18 protein-coding genes are annotated in these 17,503 nt (G+C 43.2%); all 18 read right to left on the bottom strand.

The genetic code is table 11. The features are described from left to right. Positions 1-15: 15 nt before the first annotated feature. Complete coding sequence (locus tag LI112_RS06400; protein ID WP_117592602.1) at positions 16-489, bottom strand: regulatory protein RecX; 474 nt, start codon at positions 487-489, stop codon at positions 16-18. A gap of 4 nt (positions 490-493) precedes the next feature. Next, the gene (gene recA / locus LI112_RS06395; protein ID WP_005426937.1) at positions 494-1,549 is read right to left on the bottom strand and encodes a recombinase RecA; all 1,056 of its coding nucleotides are present in this window, start codon (positions 1,547-1,549) and stop codon (positions 494-496) included. A 168-nt stretch (positions 1,550-1,717) separates the two neighbouring features. Then, positions 1,718-3,166 carry a glycogen synthase GlgA gene (gene glgA / locus LI112_RS06390; RefSeq protein WP_005426939.1) on the bottom strand — a complete coding sequence of 483 codons (1,449 nt, stop codon included), beginning with the start codon at positions 3,164-3,166 and terminating at the stop codon, positions 1,718-1,720. 101 nt (positions 3,167-3,267) lie between these two features. After that, positions 3,268-4,092, bottom strand: a complete 825-nt coding sequence (gene spo0A / locus LI112_RS06385; protein ID WP_005426941.1) for a sporulation transcription factor Spo0A — start codon at positions 4,090-4,092, stop codon at positions 3,268-3,270. A 130-nt stretch (positions 4,093-4,222) separates the two neighbouring features. Beyond that, complete coding sequence (gene spoIVB, locus LI112_RS06380) at positions 4,223-5,425, bottom strand: SpoIVB peptidase (RefSeq protein ID WP_055066378.1); 1,203 nt, start codon at positions 5,423-5,425, stop codon at positions 4,223-4,225. Positions 5,426-5,538: 113 nt separating this feature from the next. Next, a complete protein-coding gene (recN, locus tag LI112_RS06375) occupies positions 5,539-7,230 on the bottom strand; it encodes a DNA repair protein RecN (protein WP_055066356.1) in 1,692 nt (563 codons plus the stop codon). Next, positions 7,224-7,679: an arginine repressor gene (gene argR, locus LI112_RS06370; RefSeq protein WP_022389268.1), complete on the bottom strand. Its 456-nt coding sequence runs from the start codon at positions 7,677-7,679 to the stop codon at positions 7,224-7,226. The genes recN and argR overlap by 7 nt, the downstream gene beginning before the upstream one ends. Before the next feature lie 27 nt (positions 7,680-7,706). Then, on the bottom strand, positions 7,707-8,561 hold the full coding sequence (locus LI112_RS06365) for an NAD(+)/NADH kinase (protein ID WP_055066357.1): 855 nt from the start codon (positions 8,559-8,561) through the stop codon (positions 7,707-7,709). A 16-nt stretch (positions 8,562-8,577) separates the two neighbouring features. After that, entirely contained in the window at positions 8,578-9,387 is an 810-nt protein-coding gene (locus LI112_RS06360; RefSeq protein WP_055055477.1) for a TlyA family RNA methyltransferase, read from the bottom strand. Further along, positions 9,384-11,246 (bottom strand): 1-deoxy-D-xylulose-5-phosphate synthase, encoded by a 1,863-nt coding sequence (dxs, locus tag LI112_RS06355; RefSeq protein WP_022389266.1) that lies wholly within the window; start codon positions 11,244-11,246, stop codon positions 9,384-9,386. The genes LI112_RS06360 and dxs overlap by 4 nt, the downstream gene beginning before the upstream one ends. A gap of 16 nt (positions 11,247-11,262) precedes the next feature. Beyond that, positions 11,263-12,150, bottom strand: a complete 888-nt coding sequence (locus LI112_RS06350) for a polyprenyl synthetase family protein (protein WP_055055475.1) — start codon at positions 12,148-12,150, stop codon at positions 11,263-11,265. After that, entirely contained in the window at positions 12,140-12,370 is a 231-nt protein-coding gene (gene xseB / locus LI112_RS06345) for an exodeoxyribonuclease VII small subunit (protein WP_022389264.1), read from the bottom strand. Before xseB ends, LI112_RS06350 begins: the two co-directional genes overlap by 11 nt. After that, positions 12,367-13,578, bottom strand: coding sequence for an exodeoxyribonuclease VII large subunit (xseA, locus tag LI112_RS06340; RefSeq protein ID WP_022389263.1), 1,212 nt, complete (start codon positions 13,576-13,578; stop codon positions 12,367-12,369). The genes xseB and xseA overlap by 4 nt, the downstream gene beginning before the upstream one ends. Positions 13,579-13,583: 5 nt before the next feature. Beyond that, positions 13,584-14,126, bottom strand: a complete 543-nt coding sequence (gene nusB / locus LI112_RS06335; RefSeq protein WP_005426957.1) for a transcription antitermination factor NusB — start codon at positions 14,124-14,126, stop codon at positions 13,584-13,586. A gap of 60 nt (positions 14,127-14,186) precedes the next feature. Beyond that, positions 14,187-14,567 carry an Asp23/Gls24 family envelope stress response protein gene (locus tag LI112_RS06330; RefSeq protein ID WP_005426959.1) on the bottom strand — a complete coding sequence of 127 codons (381 nt, stop codon included), beginning with the start codon at positions 14,565-14,567 and terminating at the stop codon, positions 14,187-14,189. Positions 14,568-14,686: 119 nt separating this feature from the next. Continuing rightward, positions 14,687-16,276: a peptide chain release factor 3 gene (locus LI112_RS06325; RefSeq protein WP_044925960.1), complete on the bottom strand. Its 1,590-nt coding sequence runs from the start codon at positions 16,274-16,276 to the stop codon at positions 14,687-14,689. A 173-nt stretch (positions 16,277-16,449) separates the two neighbouring features. Beyond that, positions 16,450-17,199, bottom strand: a complete 750-nt coding sequence (locus tag LI112_RS06320) for a SpoIIIAH-like family protein (protein ID WP_022389261.1) — start codon at positions 17,197-17,199, stop codon at positions 16,450-16,452. An 11-nt stretch (positions 17,200-17,210) separates the two neighbouring features. Next, the gene (locus LI112_RS06315; RefSeq protein WP_022389260.1) at positions 17,211-17,465 is read right to left on the bottom strand and encodes a stage III sporulation protein AG; all 255 of its coding nucleotides are present in this window, start codon (positions 17,463-17,465) and stop codon (positions 17,211-17,213) included. Between the last annotated feature and the right edge of the window lie 38 nt (positions 17,466-17,503).

Genomic DNA, 17,503 nt, shown 5'->3' with positions numbered 1-17,503 from the left:
TCAGGTACAGAACCATTATGAGATATCCATTTCTTCCAATACGGAAAAAATATCTCCGGAGCGAAAACCACGTCGTGCCAGATACCCATACAGCCGTCTCATTTCCCTCTCATCAAGGCTGCTACCTGGAGCATATTTCTTCTCTACCATCTGCCGAAGGAGTTTCCTTTCATCCGGCATCTCCAGTTCTGCCGCTTCGTCCCATGCACTCTGGATCGTCTGACGGTCAATCCCTTTCTGCTGTAATTCCTGGAATATCTTCTGGTGACTCTTGTCATGAATCCTGTACATAATATAATTCGTCGCATATCTCGCATCATTTACATATCCATAATCCTTCACATATGCGACAGCATCTGCTGCCAGAGCTTCCGAAAAGCCGGCACGGAGAAGCCGATCATATAATCCCTTCTCCGTGCGGTCCATATGTTCCAGAAGCTTCAGTGCTTTCTTACGAACTTCTTTCTGCTGCTGTTCCATATCTGTCATTCAATTATTCCTGCTCTTCTTCTGCATCCTGCGCTGCCGGATTCTGCTGTGCAGCCTCCTCTTCTGGAAGAAGATGATACTGGATTCTTACCTGTTTTTCGATTTCTTCACAGATTTCCGGATGATCTTTCAGGAAAATCTTCACATTCTCTCTTCCCTGTCCGATACGCTCTCCATTGTAAGAGTACCATGCACCACTCTTATTCACCACATTGCATTCTGATGCAAGATCAAGAATCTCACCTTCTCTGGAAATGCCAGTACCAAACATAATATCAAACTCAGCCTGTTTGAACGGCGGAGCAACTTTATTCTTAACAACTTTGACCTTGACATGGTTACCAACCATCTCGCCACCCTGCTTCAGGGTTTCTGTTCTTCTGACATCAAGACGTACAGAAGCATAGAACTTCAGAGCTCGTCCACCGGTCGTTGTCTCCGGATTACCAAACATAACGCCAACTTTCTCACGAAGCTGGTTGATAAAAATAACCACACAGTTGGATCTGCTGATCGCTGCAGTCAGTTTTCTCAAAGCCTGCGACATCAGACGGGCATGCAGTCCAACATGGCTGTCTCCCATATCACCCTCGATCTCCGCCTTCGGAACAAGCGCCGCAACAGAGTCCACGATTACAATATCAACAGCCCCTGAACGAACCATTGTCTCAGTGATCTCCAGAGCCTGCTCACCATTATCCGGCTGTGAAATATATAAATTGTCAATATCAACACCGATATTCTTTGCATACACCGGATCAAGTGCATGTTCTGCATCAATAAATCCGGCAATTCCGCCTCTCTTCTGCACCTCAGCTACCATATGTAATGCAACCGTTGTCTTACCACTGGATTCAGGTCCGTAGATCTCCACGATACGTCCCTTCGGCACTCCACCGACTCCAAGCGCAATATCCAGTCCAAGAGAGCCTGTCGGAACCGCTTCTACTACCATATTAGAACTGGAATCCCCAAGCTTCATTACAGATCCTTTACCGTACTGCTTCTCAATATGTCCAAGAGCTGCCTCCAGCGCTTTCTGCTTCTCTTCATTAATCATCTTATGGATTCTCCTTATATTTTCTTAATTTCAAACGCTCATACCAAACCTATGTTCGTGTTTTCTTCTTATATGCTATTATAAATCGTCGGCAAAGTCAAGCAAAACTTTTCGACAAAAAGGGCACCGTTTCTGCACGGTGCCCTGCATCATATTTGGGTTTACTCCTTATTTATCACCGATCAGCCAGTTGTACATTTCTTCGTACTGTTTTGCAGAATGACTCCAGGAGAAATCTGCTGCCATGGCACGATCAACCATCTTGTTCCACTCGCGTTTATTATCGTAATATACACGTTCTGCATTGCGGACTGTTGCAAGCATTTCATGTGCATTGTAATTCGTAAAGCTGAATCCGGTACCTGTTCCTTCAAATTCATTGTACGGCTGCACTGTATCCTTCAGGCCGCCTGTCTCACGCACGATCGGAAGTGTTCCATAACGGAGACTCATCAGCTGGCTGAGCCCGCATGGTTCAAACAGAGACGGCATCAGGAATGCATCCGATGCTGCGTAGATTCTGTGTGAAAGCGGCTCATCATAATAAATCTGTGCCGATACTTTTCCATGATATTTCCAGTCAAAATGACGGAACATATTCTCATAGCGCTCTTCTCCTGTTCCAAGCACTACGATCTGTACAGCGTCCTGACAGAGTTCATCCATTACGTATGCGATCAGGTCAAAGCCTTTCTGATCTGTCAGACGGGAAACGATTCCGATCAGCATCGCATTCGGGTCTTCATTCAGTCCAAGATCTTTCTGAAGCTGGATCTTATTCTTAACTTTTTCCTTACGGAAAGTCTTTGCATTGTAGTTTCTGGTAATACATTTATCTGTTTCAGGATTGAATACATCATAATCAATTCCATTGACAATACCTCGAAGATCATGTGCTCTGGCACAGAGAAGACCATCCAGACGTTCTCCATAGAACGGAGTTTTGATTTCTTCCGCATAAGTATTACTTACCGTAGTTACTGCATCAGCAAAAACAATTCCACCTTTCAGGAAGTTTGCATCTTTGTATGCTTCCAGTTTATCCGGTGCAAAATAATAATCAGAAAGTCCTGTGATTCCCTGAACAGTCTTTACATCCCATACTCCCTGGAATTTCAGATTGTGAATTGTCATAACTGTCTTGATTCCCCAGAAAAATTCATTCTGCTGGAAGGAATCATGCAGATATACCGGAACAAGACCTGTCTGCCAGTCGTGACAGTGGATCACATCCGGGCGGAAACCGATAACCGGAAGGACAGACAATACAGCCTTTGAGAAGAATGCAAATTTTTCAAGATCCCATGGGGCACTGTCATATGGCTTCGGTCCACTGAAATAATATTCATTATCGATAAAATAAAACTGGATTCCTTCGTATTCCATATGCATAATGCCAACATAGCAGTTTTTGTATCCCAGATCCATATAAAAATGAGTAATGTATTCCATTTTATCTTTCCATTCCTGTTTCATACAGGCATATTTCGGCAAGATAACACGGACATCAAAATAGCGCTTATCAAAACATTTCGGAAGTGCACCAGCTACATCGGCAAGTCCTCCTGTTTTAATAAATGGTACCGCTTCTGATGTTGCAAATAAAATTCTTTTCATCTGTAAATCCCCCTCCTTGTATCTCGATGCCAGATTATTGTTATTTCGAACATCCGCTCGCTATTTTCTGACATTTCTGTCTGTGACAGACCTTTTGTTTATTATACTCCAAAACCACCTTGTTGAAAAGAGTGATTTTTGTATTCAAGGCGAATTTTATCTGCAATAAGTGCAATAAATTCTGAGTTGGTCGGTTTGCCTTTTCCTGTGCTGACCGTGTACCCAAACAGTGCATCGATCGTATCCATCTTGCCTCTGCTCCATGCAACTTCGATCGCATGACGGATAGCCCTCTCCACCCGGCTCGGAGTAGTCTGATGTTTTTTTGCAATTGTCGGATAAAGTACTTTTGTGATCGAATTCAACATTTCCATATCGTTAACAGACAGAATGATCGCATCTCTCAGATACTGATAGCCTTTTATGTGTGCTGGAACACCAATTTCATGTATAATATTCGTCACATCTGTTTCCAGATTCCGTTTTCCGTAAGGCGCCGGTTCCTCTCTCACCGCCTGTCGCACCGGTTCTCTCATTTTTCGTTCATTTCCCCTGCGTATATGTTTGATACGACTTAAGAGCACCTGTTTGTCAAAAGGTTTCAGCATATAATAATATGCGCCAAGATTGAACGCATCTTCTGTGATTCTTTCCTGTCCCACCGCCGATACTACAATAAAAGCCGGCTGTTTCTTTACTGAACTGTCATGACTGCAGTGTTCCATAACGGTAAGTCCATCCATCTTCGGCATAATGATATCCAATACAACAACATCCGGTTCTTTTTCTCTGATGATGCTGCAGATTTCTTCTCCATTGTGTGCTTTTCCGACCAAAGTCAGGTCTTTATCTTCTTCGATCATCTGACCGAGTATGTCAGCCATTCTAACGTTATCATCTGCAATCGCCACATTTAATTTTTCCATGAGGCCTTTCCCTCCTAACCAACAAAAATCTTCTTCCTTACAACAAGGACATTATAGTGGAAAGGCCTTCGCGAAATCAAGCCGAAACTGGCTGAAATACGGCATTTTCGTTCGGCCTGAATCGACTTTTTCAGATATTTTCCAGCATGTTTTCTGCAAAAATACCATATCCTCCTGTAGAATCCTGTATAAAAACATGCGTGACAGCTCCCACGAATTTTCCATTCTGAATCACCGGGCTTCCACTCATTCCCTGTACAATTCCTCCTGTCAGTTCCAGAAGTTCGGGATCTGTCACCTGAATTACAAAACTTTTATTTGTATCTTCATGATTCATGTCAATTCTTGTTATCTCAGCATCGAATTCACGTACCGTTCCATCCACACAGCACAATATGGATGCCGGCCCGATTTCCAGTTCCTGTTTGTATGCAACTTCCATCTTTCGCAATCCAAGCTCCTCCGGCAGTTCTGATAATCTTCCATAAATTCCCTGTTCACAGTTTTTTTCTATACTTCCGATGATTTTTTCCGCCTCATAATGAATCAGACCGGAAAGTTCACCCGGACTTCCGCTGCTTCCTTTCTGGATCCCAACGATCTGTGCCTGATACAGGTCACCATCATCAATATGAAGAAGCTCTCCGGTATCTACATCGCTGATTCCATGACCAAGTGCTCCGTAATTTCCATTCTGATCAACAAATGTGAGTGTCCCGATTCCCTGTGTATTATCTCTCACCCATATCCCCAGCTTATACTCGCCCTTGATATCTTTTACCGGACTCAGCGACAAAGGAATCTTTTTTCCTTTTCTTATTACCTGCAACTCCACAGTATCCTGTTTCAGCTTTTCGAGATCTTCTACAAGATCTTTTTTAGTTTCAATAATTTCATCATTAAATGCAACGATATAATCTCCCGGCTCTATAATTTTTTCTGCCGGTTCCTCCGCACGGCCTTCTTCAGAAATAATCTCACCGGTATCAATTACCAGTACTCCGTCGGTTTCCATATAGATTCCGACAGTGCTTCCACTGACAAGCACTGTCGTACTGTCTGTGGGGATTACTTTGACATCTTTAAACGGTATCACTCCCAAAATTCTGCTGGATAACAGATAACTTCCATCTCCGGAAACCGTAATTGCATCATCAAAAGAAAGCAGCGGATAATCCAGTACATTCTTCACCTGCTGTTCCTGACTTTCTGTCACATAAAGCTCATCAGGAATCTTCCTGTCAAGATATCGATATCCCAGCCATATCACCGTCAGCAGATCCAGGCATATGATCCACCAGAGAAGATGTCTGTATTTTGTTCTTCTGTCCATTCTGCCACATCCTTTCTTTTGTAAAACCAAACTCTCTTCCACCAGCATTTTTACAGAAAAAAAAGAGAAGCGATCCTGTTGGATCATCCTCTCTTATTATGCTGTGAATACAGCTATTTCAGTCTTGTATTTTTATGAACCCGTGCCAATTCTTTCATTTCTTTTGCGTTTTCAAAAACTGCCTGTGTAAGTTCAGCTCCACCCAGAAGTCTGGCAAGTTCTCTCACAGAATCATCTCCTTCCAGCGGATGAATCTCCGTGATCGTTTCTGTACCCTTCTGATGTTTTTCGATTTCAAAATGTGTATCTGCCATTGCAGCAATCTGCGGAAGATGCGTAATACACAATACCTGGTGACATTTTCCGATAACTGCCATTTTTTCGGATACTTTCTGCGCTGTCCTGCCACTGATACCTGTGTCGATCTCATCAAAGATCAATGTCTCTATCTGATCTCTGTCTGCAAGAATTGCTTTTATTGCAAGCATGATCCTGGAAAGTTCACCGCCAGATACAATCCTGCCTAATGGTTTTACGCTCTCACCCGGATTGGTAGAAATTTCATATTCTATATCATCAAACCCATTATCTGTATATTCTTTTTTTCGTTGAAAATCAATATGAAACTGTACGTCCAGAAAATTCAGATCTTTCAATCCCTCAATAATCTTATCCGTAAGCATCTGGCTGTATTTTTTCCGGATAACAGAAAGTTTATCCGAAACAATTTCAAGCTGTGCTCTGCTTTTTTCTACTTCAGCTTTTGCTCTCCGGAAATTCTCCTCATATCTGTCAAGATCTTCCAGTTTTTGTTTCTGGTTGCCGCAGTATGTGTGGATTGCCTCGATTGACTGTCCATACTTTGCTTTGAGATTGTTGATCAGATCCAATCTTCTTTCTGTTTCATAAAATGTTTCTCCGTCAAAGTTCAGTTCATCCACATAAGAGGAAAGCTCTCTGTTGAAATCATTCAAAAGCCCATCGATTTCCTGAAGTGCTGATGACATGGATTCCAGCTGGCTGTCATACTCCGTGACACGCATCAGCTCTTTCACTGCATTTCCAACCGCTTCTCCGGCTCCCTGCACGGAATCATTTCCTGTCAGATCCCGCACCTCCTGCAGAGTCTCAAGAATCTTCTTCCCGTTATCCAGCTTACGGTACAGCTTTTCCAGTTCTTCATCCTCTCCCGGATTCAAATTCGCGCTTTCAATTTCTTTAATCTCAAATTCCAGGAAAGCACGCTCTCTGTTTCTCTGTTCTTCATCCATATCAAGAGACTTTAATTTTTTTAGGCTGTCACGATATGTACGATATGCACGATTCACTTTTTCTTTGACCGGATAGATTTCATCTTTACCATATGCATCCAGAATCTCCAGCTGTTTATCCTGATAAAGCAGAGACTGGTGCTCATGCTGCCCGTGTATATCCAAAAGGCAGGAAGCTACTGCTTTCATCTGTCCAACCGTGCAGGTCTCCCCATTAATCTTGTTGATACTCCTGCCATCCAGAATTTTACGTGTCAGCAATACCTGTCCTTCTTCCAGCTCAATCCCCAGTTTGCCCAGCGCTTCTTCAGCTCTTGGATTTTCTACCTGAAACAACAGCTCCACCAGTGCATATGACGCACCTTCGCGGATCATATCCTTTGCAATTCTGCTGCCCAGGATCAGCTGCATGGAACCCAGCAGAATCGATTTACCTGCTCCTGTCTCACCAGTCAGAATATTCAGTCCCGGCCCAAATTCTACTTCAATATCTTCAATAAGTGCCAGATTCTTCACATGAAGATGAACTAACATAATTTCAGAATTCCTTTCAGCTTCTCAGCAACAATTTCTGCCTGCTCTGCATCACGTGCCACACACATGACTGTATCATCTCCGGCAATACTTCCAAGAATCTCCTTCCATTTCAGGGCATCCAACGCAGCCGCCACCCCCATGGCCATTCCCGGCACAGTGCGGATCACAAGCATATTCTGACCTACATCAAGTGATGTCAGTGTATCCTGGAGAATCCTTGTGTATTTGTCTCCCAGTTCCGCAGACGGTTCTGTAAGAATCGCGTAACGGGATTTTCCATCTTTTCCTGCAACTTTCATAAGCTTCAGTGCCCGGATATCTCTGGAGACTGTAGCCTGTGTTACTTTGAATCCTGCCTCATTCAGTCTGGCAGCAAGTTCCTCCTGTGTATCAATATCATATTCCTGGATCAGTTCTATGATCTTTTCATGTCTTGCACTTTTCACTGCATTACCTCCATCACATTGTCACTGTTATTCCATCTTCTGCCGTAATACCTCTACAAAGCTTAAATGATTTAATTTCAGGATTTTCACACTGGCTGAAGCTTTTTGAATCACGATCCTGTCTCCCGTCACGATCGGAATTTCTGTATCTCCGTCAAAAGAAGCAAGCCCCTGTTCCTGAACCTGCCTGCGGCCTTCTCCCAGCTCTACTGTAATAACATCTTCCTCCGGAAAAATAATACTGCGGGTATTCAATGTATGCGGAGCGATCGGTGTCATCAGCGTCATCGCCGCATTTGGAGATACAATAGGTCCTCCACATGAAAGGCTGTAACCGGTAGAACCTGTCGGTGTGGCAATAATAATTCCATCTGCATTATACGAATTAAGATAGACATCATTCACATAATTTTTAAATCTTACAACTCGAAGGGGGCCCTCTCTGCCTATTACAATATCATTCAGTGCAATGTCCTGCCCAATGATCTTATCACCATGCCAGACTGTTCCTGTAAGCATCATTCTTTCTTCGATCTCATAGTCATCTGCGATCAGTTTATCCAGTGCAGCATGTATCGACTGTCTGTCTACTTCAGCCAGAAACCCCAGCGTCCCAAGATTGATTCCCAGCATTGGAATTTTTCTGTAAACAACATCTCTGGCAGCCTGAAGAAGTGTACCATCACCGCCCAGAACCAGAATACACTGTGTTCCCTCTGGAATCAGTTCCGGATTTGTATAATGGTATGCCCCTTCCAACTTACGTTCCGCCTGCTGAACCTGACATTTCTTTCCATTTTTTTTCAGATAAGAAACAATTTCATTTGTGATCTGAAAATCTTTATCTTTATCATTGTTTGTGATGATATAAAACTTATCCATCTCCCCTAGACCTTCCTTAATCCAGTTGACTGTGTGCCTCCTGCACTACAGCCTCAGGTGTTACTTCAAGAGAGGACTGGATCACTTCCCCTTCCGGTCTCTTTTTCAAATGAAGCAAGTATTCAATATTTCCCTCTGGTCCCTTGATCGGTGAAAAAGAAAGATGGCACGGCTCCATTGCAATTGTAGACGCATAAGCGATCACTTTTTCAATGACTTCCAGGTGCACTGCCGGATCACGTACAACGCCTTTTTTCCCAACTTTTTCTCTTCCGGCTTCAAACTGCGGTTTGATCAGACAGACGATCTCTCCATCATCTGTAAGGAGGTTTCTCACTGGAAGAAGCACTTTTGTCAGAGAAATGAAAGAAACATCTATCGATGAAAACTGTGCTGGCTCCTGCAGATCTTCCGGAAGTACATAACGGATATTCGTTTTTTCCATACATACCACTCTCGGATCATTACGAAGTTTCCAGTCAAGCTGTCCATATCCGACATCGATTGAATAGACCTTCACTGCACCATTCTGGAGCATACAGTCTGTAAATCCGCCAGTGGATGCACCAACATCCATACATACCTTTCCATCCAGAGAAACGCCAAAATTATTCATGGCTTTTTCCAGTTTCAGTCCTCCACGGCTTACATATGGAAGTGTATTTCCGCGTACTTCAATCTTCACCGTCTCCTTGAACATTGTTCCCGCTTTATCTTCTTTCTGTCCGTCCACATAAACATCTCCGGACATAATATATGCTTTTGCTTTCTCTCTGGAAGGTGCAAGTGCACGCTCTACCATCAAAAGATCCAGTCTTTTCTTCATTCCTGCTCCTCATATTCCTCAATCGCATCAAGAATATCCGGTGCTGAAAGCCCGATTTTGGCTCTCAGACTGGCAATTTCTCCATGCTCTACAAAACGATTCCAGATAGCGATCGGAAGTACTCTTACTTCCGGATGACATGCTTCCATATAAGCTGCCACATGCTCACCAAATCCACCGTTTCTGACATTTTCTTCTACTGTTACAAATAATTTATGATCTTTTGCAAGCTCATCAAGAAGCTCTGTATCCAGTGGCTTCACAAATCTTACATTTACAAATGTTGGATTTTCACCTTTGTTCTTCAGTTCTTTGCAGACCTGTTCACAGACCTCCGTCATGCTTCCAACAGACAGAAGTGCTGTTTTCTCTCCACGGTAAAGAACTTCACTTTTTCCAAAACGTATCGGGCTGTCAAATTCCTCTAGTCCCTGATATGCAGTGCCTTTGGGATAACGGATTGCACATGGTCCTGCCGCATGAACTGCAAATTCCAGCATTTTTTCAAGTTCTCTTCCATTTTTTGGTGCCATGACCGTCATATTGGGCATCATTGTCAGATAAGACAAGTCAAAATTTCCCTGATGTGTCTCTCCATCTGCTCCTACAAGACCTGCCCTGTCAATCGCAAAGATCACGTGCAGCTTCTGCATGCAGACATCATGAAGCATCTGGTCTACTGCCCTCTGTAAGAAAGAAGAATAAATCGCTACGACTGGTATCACGCCACCCAGGGCAAGGCCGGCTGCAAAACTGACTGCATGCTCTTCGGCAATTCCAACGTCAAATAATCTGTCCGAAAAAACTTTTTCAAAAGCCTTCAGTCCGGTTCCCTCCTTCATTGCCGCTGTAATGCCGACAAGCTTCGGATTTTCTTTTCCCAGTTTCACCATAGCCTGTGAAAATACATCTGTATACGTCGGTCCTTTCTTCACAGAAAGCTGTCTGCCAGTTTTTATGTCAAACGGGCCAGTTCCATGGAACTGATCCGGATGCAGACTTGCCGGTTCATATCCTCTGCCTTTGTGCGTCAGGACATGAACGATCACTGGTCCTTCCACACGTTTTGCTTCGTTAAAAAGTTTCATCATCTGCCGCATATTGTGTCCGTCAACCGGTCCAAGATACGTCAGTCCCATATTTTCAAAAAGCATTCCCGGTATGATCAGCTGTTTGATACTGCTCTTGGTCCTGCGCATGGTATCTACAACCGCAGTACCTACCTTCGGTACCTTCTTAAGCGTCTTAGTCACATTCAGTTTCATTCCCGTGTAAGCTTCCGCTGTACGCAATGCACTGAGATAAGAAGACATTCCACCAACATTTTTGGAAATAGACATATTATTATCATTGAGTACAATAATAAAATTGGTTTTCAATTCTGCTGCATTATTCAATGCTTCATATGCCATGCCACCTGTCAGTGCACCATCTCCGATCACTGATACGACACGATAATTCTGTCCAAGCAGATCTCTGGCTCTTACATAGCCCAGCCCCGCTGAGATTGAATTAGAACTGTGGCCTGCATCAAATGTATCACAGTCACTTTCACAGCGTTTCGGAAATCCACTCATTCCGCCTTCTTTTCGAAGATTTTTGAATTCTTCTTTTCTTCCTGTCAGAATCTTATGGGTATATGCCTGATGTCCCACATCCCATACGATCTTATCCTGTGGAAGATCCAGCACATTATGCAAAGCCAGTGTCAGTTCCACTACCCCAAGATTCGATGCCAAATGGCCTCCTGTCTGGCTGACTGACTCAATCAGGAACTGTCTGATCTCATCTGCAAGCTGTGGAAAATCTGCCAACGCTATCTTGTGTATATCATTAGGCTTATTGATCTTTTCCAACATCCTTCGTATCCCTCTTTCATTTCCTGCGGGTTGCCATTTCCATGACCAGCTCCGTCAGGAACTCATTTTTATTATACAGTCTGTCCAGAACTGCCAGAGCTTTTTCAGAAAGTTCTCTGACCTGCTCAGATGCTTTCTGTACCCCAAAAAGAGTCACATAAGTAACTTTGTTGTTTTTTTCATCACTGTGTACCGGCTTTCCCAGTTCCTGACTGGTACTTGTCACATCCAGAATATCATCCTGTATCTGGAATGCCAGACCAATATCCGATGCAGCCTGTTCGATCATGGAGGTCTGTTCCTCGTCCGCTCCTGCCAGAACAGCTCCTGCCATCATGGACGCTTCGATCAGTGCAGAAGTTTTGTGTTCATAAATGTAATCGAGAAGGTCCTTCTCCAATGGTTTGCCATCATTTTCCACATCAACACTCTGACCGCCCAGCATACCGTAAATACCTGTTTTTTCTGCCATGATCCGCACAGCCCGGATCACCCTGTCTTTGTCATCTGTCAGTTCAAATGCACGAAACATGGTCTCATAAGCATAATTCAAAAGTGTCACACCGCTTAATACGCCCATTGCCTCACCATACACTTTGTGCGTAGTCAGACGACCACGGCGATAATCATCATTATCAATTGCCGGCAGATCATCATGTATCAGAGAATGTGTATGAATCATTTCGATTCCCGCCATAAACGGTTCAGCAAGTTTCTCATCCCCTCCAAATAATCGAAGAGTCTCCAGAAGAAGGATCGGCCTCAGTCTCTTGCCGCCGGCACACATGCTGTAGTTCATCGCTTGTGCCATCGTTTTGGAAAATCCACGTTCTTCCGGAAGCCATCTGCGGATCACTTCTTCTGCATAATCTGTTCTCTGCTGTAATTCTTCTTTAAAATTCACGTAATGTCCCATCCTCATCCATCTGAAGCATCTTCTTTTCTACAGTATCCAGTCTGTCACTGCAGTATTTCAGAAGCTCCATACCTTTTTTGTATAAACGAAAAGAATCCTCCAGCGATGTGTCACCACTCTCCAGCTTTTCAGCAATGGTGTCCAGTTCCTGAAAGACTTCTTCTATTTCTCTGTTCTGTGTATCTATTTTCTGAATCTGTTCTGTCATTTATTCCAGTCTTCCTTCCTGCTGCTTCGCACTTCTGCCTCGATCACACCATCTGTCACAGAAATCTCCAACAGATCTCCGGAATGTACCTGTTTTGTGGATATAATTCCATTTCCCTCTCTGTCCGAAACAAAAGAATATCCCTGATTTAATTTATACAAAGGAGACAGTCCTCTGTATCGTTCCAGATAGATTCCAAGCATATGTCTTTCTTCTGCAATGCGGTTTTTCATTGCTCTTCGAAGCAATTCATCAAGATCAGCCAGACGCTGTCTGTTATCCCTGAGCTTTGCTTCCGGGTTCAGATACTGAAAACGCATCTGATACTGCATCAGCTGTGCACGGCCAAGTTCTGCCATGCGCTGCATTGCCTTCTGCATACGGTCTCTGAGGCCAGCAATATTCTGCAGTATCTGTCTGAAATCCGCTACTGCAAGTTCTGCAGCTGCCGAAGGCGTTGGGGCACGAAGATCTGCCACAAAATCTGCGATCGTAAAATCAGTTTCGTGACCTACTGCCGAAATAATGGGCGTCCTGCACTCAAAAATAGCTCTGGCAACTTTTTCTTCATTAAATGCCCAGAGGTCTTCGATCGATCCACCGCCTCGTCCGACAATAATCACATCAACCTCTGCCTGATCCAGCATATGGATTCCACGTACAATACTGTCTGCTGCTCCTTCTCCCTGTACAAGTGCCGGATACAAAATAATCTGCAGATAAGGATCACGTCTCAGTGAAATATTTCTTATATCCTGCACGGCCGCTCCCGTAGGCGCAGTAACGACTCCCAGCCTGTGGATAAAAGCCGGAATTGGCTGTTTGTACTCCTGTGCAAACATTCCCATCTCTTCAAGCTCTGTCTTCAACGCCAGAAATCTCTCATAAAGTGCACCTGCTCCTTCAAGCGAAATTTCTTTTGCATACAGCTGATATCTGCCATCCCTCTCATATACATCCACGGCACCACCTACTACGACACGGTCACCGTCTTTCATTCGAAATGCCAGTCCTCTTCTGTGTCCGGCAAACATTACACAGGAAAGCACTCCTGTCTCATCTTTCAATGAAAAATAAATGTGTCCACTGGTATGATATTTGCAGTTGGAAACTTCTCCCTTTACATAGATCTTCTGCAGAATAAAATCCTGTGTAAACATATTCTTGACATATCGATTGATCTGGCCCACTGAAAAAATATTTTTCATTTTTATTATTCTGTGCTTTCTTCAGACGCTCTCTCAGGATTTTTCTGATCTTTGGAAGCTTTTCCATCCTTTTTGGATGAACGAATGATAATCTTTGCAGAATGAGTCTGACGACGTGGTTTCTTATGTTCCTCACCGGAGTCCTTCTTACCACTGGCGATTTTTCCAAGAATACCGTTAACAAAAGAGCCGGAGTCTTCCCCGCCAAAAAGTTTTGCCAGTTCTACTGCTTCGTTGATAGCAACTCCAACCGGTACTTCTTCATCCATTTTCATTTCATAAACAGCCAGACGCAATGCAGTCAGGTCAACACGATTCATTCGTGTAGTTTTCCATCCACGGCTGTATTCATTCAAGATCTGGTCGATCTCATCCAGATGTTCCAGAATATGCTGATATTTGTTCTGTATTGCTTCCTGATCTTTTTCTTCCAGTTCTCCTAGTGTATCAAAATACATGGAAACCTGATCTGACATTTCATTTTCAGAATTAAACTGTGTCATAAACAGCAGTTTAAAAATATGTTCTCTCTGTTCGCTTCTTCGCATGTTTCCTCCTAAAGAAAAAAGGAAAGGTTTACTTTCCTTTTTTCTCTCTTCCAATTTCCTTTACTTATCATTCTCCATATCAACACCTGCAATACGGATGTTTACATCTGCTACTTCCAGGCCTGTCATATTCTCAATGGATGATTTAACTTTGTCCTGAACTTTCTTACTGACTTCCAGAATATTCTTTCCAAATTCAATATTCAGAGTAAGATCCACGGTAACCACACCTTCCAGTACAGTGATCTTAACACCCTTGGAAAGATTCTTGACGCCAAGCTTGCTTACCAGTTCATTGGTGATATTTCCTTCCATGGAAGCGACACCCTCAACTTCTGTGGCCGCAAGTCCTGCGATAACAGTTACTACTTCATCAGCAATCTTAACTTCACCAATCCCACCTACATCCTGTAATTTATAAGTTGTTCTTTTTTCTGCCATTCCAATTCCTCCTGCGGATTTCGAATCGAATTTTGTTATTGTTCACTCCGTTCACAATAACGAATCTGTCAATTATTTATAGGCTTAGTATATCAAATCTGACTGCAAAATAAAAGCGTTTATTTACTGAATTCTGTCAGTACCAGATCTGGATTACGGTCTTCTGTCATGCCTACGCTCCATGCGTTTACAAACAAAAGCAGTGGATTGCCCTTCAGGTCTGTAACCTTCTTCATATCGGAAGTTCCGACAATCTTGGCAACATCAACTTCTTCTTTATTTGCAATCCAGCGGATATGCTCATATGGCAGGTTTTCCAGACGGATTTCTACATTATATTCATTCTCGAGACGATATTTCAGTACATCAAACTGAAGGACACCAACAACACCGACAATAATCTCTTCCATACCTGTATTAAACTCCTGAAAGATCTGGATTGCACCTTCCTGTGCGATCTGGTTGATTCCCTTAACAAACTGTTTACGCTTCATGGTATCGATCTGACGAACTCTTGCAAAATGTTCCGGTGCAAAAGTCGGAATCCCCTCAAATGCAAATTTCTTTCCAGGTGCGCAGATCGTATCTCCGATAGAAAAAATGCCCGGATCAAATACTCCGATAATATCTCCTGCATATGCCTCATCTACCACATGACGGGATTCTGCCATCATCTGCTGTGGCTGAAGAAGACGCATCTTCTTATCCCCCTGCACATGATAAACTTCCTGGGAAGCATCAAATTTGCCGGAACAGATTCTCATAAATGCGATTCTGTCTCGATGTGCTTTATTCATATTTGCCTGAATCTTAAATACAAATGCCGAGAAATCATCAGACATCGGATCAATCTCGCCTTCATCGGATACTCTCGGAAGTGGCGATGTTGTCATCTTGAGGAAATGTTCCAGAAATGTTTCCACACCAAAGTTTGTCAGCGCAGAACCAAAAAAGACAGGTGTCATATTTCCTTTGCTTACCTGTTCCTGATCAAAATCCACACTCGCTCCATCCAGAAGTTCGATTTCTTCCATCAGCTGTTCTCTCTGATCCGGATCCACAATATCATCCAGCCGTGCATCATCAATGTCAATTTCTTCGATCACACCCTCCTTGGTTCCTTTCTGTGTATCAGAGAAAGTCAGGACTTTATGTGTATTACGATCATAAACTCCGCGGAATTTTTTACCGGAACCGATCGGCCAGTTGATCGGACATGTTGCGATTCCGAGTTCTTTTTCTATTTCATCCAGAAGATCAAACGTATCATTTGCATCTCTGTCCATTTTGTTGATAAAAGTAAAAATAGGAATATGACGCATAACGCAGACTTTGAAGAGTTTTCTGGTCTGTGCCTCTACACCCTTGCTTCCATCAATAACCATAACAGCTGAATCAGCAGCCATCAGTGTACGGTAAGTATCTTCAGAGAAATCCTGATGTCCCGGAGTATCCAGGATATTGATACAATAGCCATCATAATGGAACTGCAGTACAGATGAAGTTACAGAAATACCTCTCTCTTTCTCTATTTCCATCCAGTCAGACACTGCATGGCGGGATGTAGCTTTACCCTTAACACTTCCTGCCAGATTAATGGCGCCTCCATACAGCAGGAATTTCTCTGTCAGAGTTGTCTTACCTGCATCCGGGTGGGAGATAATGGCAAAGGTTCTTCTTTTTTCTATTTCTTTCGCATACTTAGACACGTTTTTCCTCCTGTCTATTATCTGTTTTCTCAATTATCCAATTTCTATACAACTTTTTATTCTAGTATATCAAATACCCTGATGTCAAGAAAAAAAGGGAAGAACTGCCCGGCTCAAAAGTCCGGACAGTTACCCTGCAGGATACGGTCTGCAAATAACCATACAGACGCATTTTAATCATAGATTCCTTCCGTAACAATATCTTCTCCTGAAGTTTCCTGCTCCTTGTATGTATCAGTCTGTTGCTCATCTGTCTTCTCTTCGCCATCACTTTCCGAGGTCGTATCTGTTGCCGCTTCATCATTGCCTTCATTTAATGGCGTGATCACAATATTTTCCGGTGTGATTCCTGTCTTTCTTTTTACAATATCTTCAATCTGTGCACGCTGTGCATCTTCCAGCTCAGCCTCCGGAACAACCACATCTGCAGTCTCACCCGTCAGATTGACAATTGCATTTTCAAATCCTTTCGCCTCCAGAAGCATTTCTGCGGCAGCTTCCTTTTCGGATATTTCAGTCATCTGCACCATCGTATTTACTGCTTCCTGTTTCTGCTCATCTCCAACCTCTGTATTGTTCAGGATCTCCTGCAGATCCGCTTTACTCTGAGAGCGAACCTGTTCTCTTGATAATTTTGCCTGTGCTGCAAAATCCGATGCTCCTGTAAGGACCGCTTCTCCCGGCGTACTGCTTCCATCTGGTACTTCCGCAGTCTCCGCAGCAGTCTCTGCATTTTCATCTGCTACCGCTGTTTCATCACTCAGATCATACTCTACCTGGTCCAGGATACTGCTATTGTCCGTGCTTGCCTCTTTATCACCAATTCCCAAATCTACATCTGCAAAGTTCAAATACCCAGCTACGGCGATCAGAATTGCAAGAGATGTGATGATCACCTGATTTTTTTTGAAAATTTTTTTCACGTCTTAACTCCTCATTTCATTTTCATTATTCTAATTTTATGAGCATCTATCTGAAATAATGCCATTACTGCCTCCTGTATTTTCCGAACCGTCACAGAATTATCTGCTCCTTCTGCAACGATCAGCACTCCGGTAACTTCATTTCCCCCAGAACCATACAGCCCCTGCCCGCTCTCTGTCATCAGCATTACTTTCACATTTCCTACCCCTTCAACATTTTTCAAAAGATCTTCCAGTTTCATCTCAAGATCTGTCTTGGTTTCCATATTTTCACCTGTCGCCGTTGAAAAATTCTGATTTTCTG

It is taken from the genome of Blautia sp. 210820-DFI.6.14 (genome assembly GCF_020558815.1).
GTDB lineage: Bacteria > Bacillota > Clostridia > Lachnospirales > Lachnospiraceae > Blautia_A > Blautia_A obeum.
This window is presented reverse-complemented; position numbering and strand designations above follow the sequence as displayed.

Bases quoted from the DNA above. Each gene is read 5' to 3' on its own strand.
- dxs (WP_022389266.1), bottom strand. From the start codon at position 11,246: ATGTTGGAAAAGATCAATAAGCCTAATGATATACACAAGATAGCGTTG.
- xseA (WP_022389263.1), bottom strand. From the start codon at position 13,578: ATGAAAAATATTTTTTCAGTGGGCCAGATCAATCGATATGTCAAGAAT.
- spo0A (WP_005426941.1), bottom strand. From the start codon at position 4,092: ATGGAAAAATTAAATGTGGCGATTGCAGATGATAACGTTAGAATGGCT.
- LI112_RS06315 (WP_022389260.1), bottom strand. From the start codon at position 17,465: ATGGAAACCAAGACAGATCTTGAGATGAAACTGGAAGATCTTTTGAAA.
- recN (WP_055066356.1), bottom strand. From the start codon at position 7,230: ATGTTAGTTCATCTTCATGTGAAGAATCTGGCACTTATTGAAGATATT.
- LI112_RS06330 (WP_005426959.1), bottom strand. From the start codon at position 14,567: ATGGCAGAAAAAAGAACAACTTATAAATTACAGGATGTAGGTGGGATT.
- xseB (WP_022389264.1), bottom strand. From the start codon at position 12,370: ATGACAGAACAGATTCAGAAAATAGATACACAGAACAGAGAAATAGAA.
- recA (WP_005426937.1), bottom strand. From the start codon at position 1,549: ATGATTAATGAAGAGAAGCAGAAAGCGCTGGAGGCAGCTCTTGGACAT.
- spoIVB (WP_055066378.1), bottom strand. From the start codon at position 5,425: ATGGACAGAAGAACAAAATACAGACATCTTCTCTGGTGGATCATATGC.
- LI112_RS06360 (WP_055055477.1), bottom strand. From the start codon at position 9,387: ATGAAGAAAAGACTGGATCTTTTGATGGTAGAGCGTGCACTTGCACCT.
- LI112_RS06365 (WP_055066357.1), bottom strand. From the start codon at position 8,561: ATGGATAAGTTTTATATCATCACAAACAATGATAAAGATAAAGATTTT.
- nusB (WP_005426957.1), bottom strand. From the start codon at position 14,126: ATGCGAAGAAGCGAACAGAGAGAACATATTTTTAAACTGCTGTTTATG.
- LI112_RS06400 (WP_117592602.1), bottom strand. From the start codon at position 489: ATGACAGATATGGAACAGCAGCAGAAAGAAGTTCGTAAGAAAGCACTG.
- glgA (WP_005426939.1), bottom strand. From the start codon at position 3,166: ATGAAAAGAATTTTATTTGCAACATCAGAAGCGGTACCATTTATTAAA.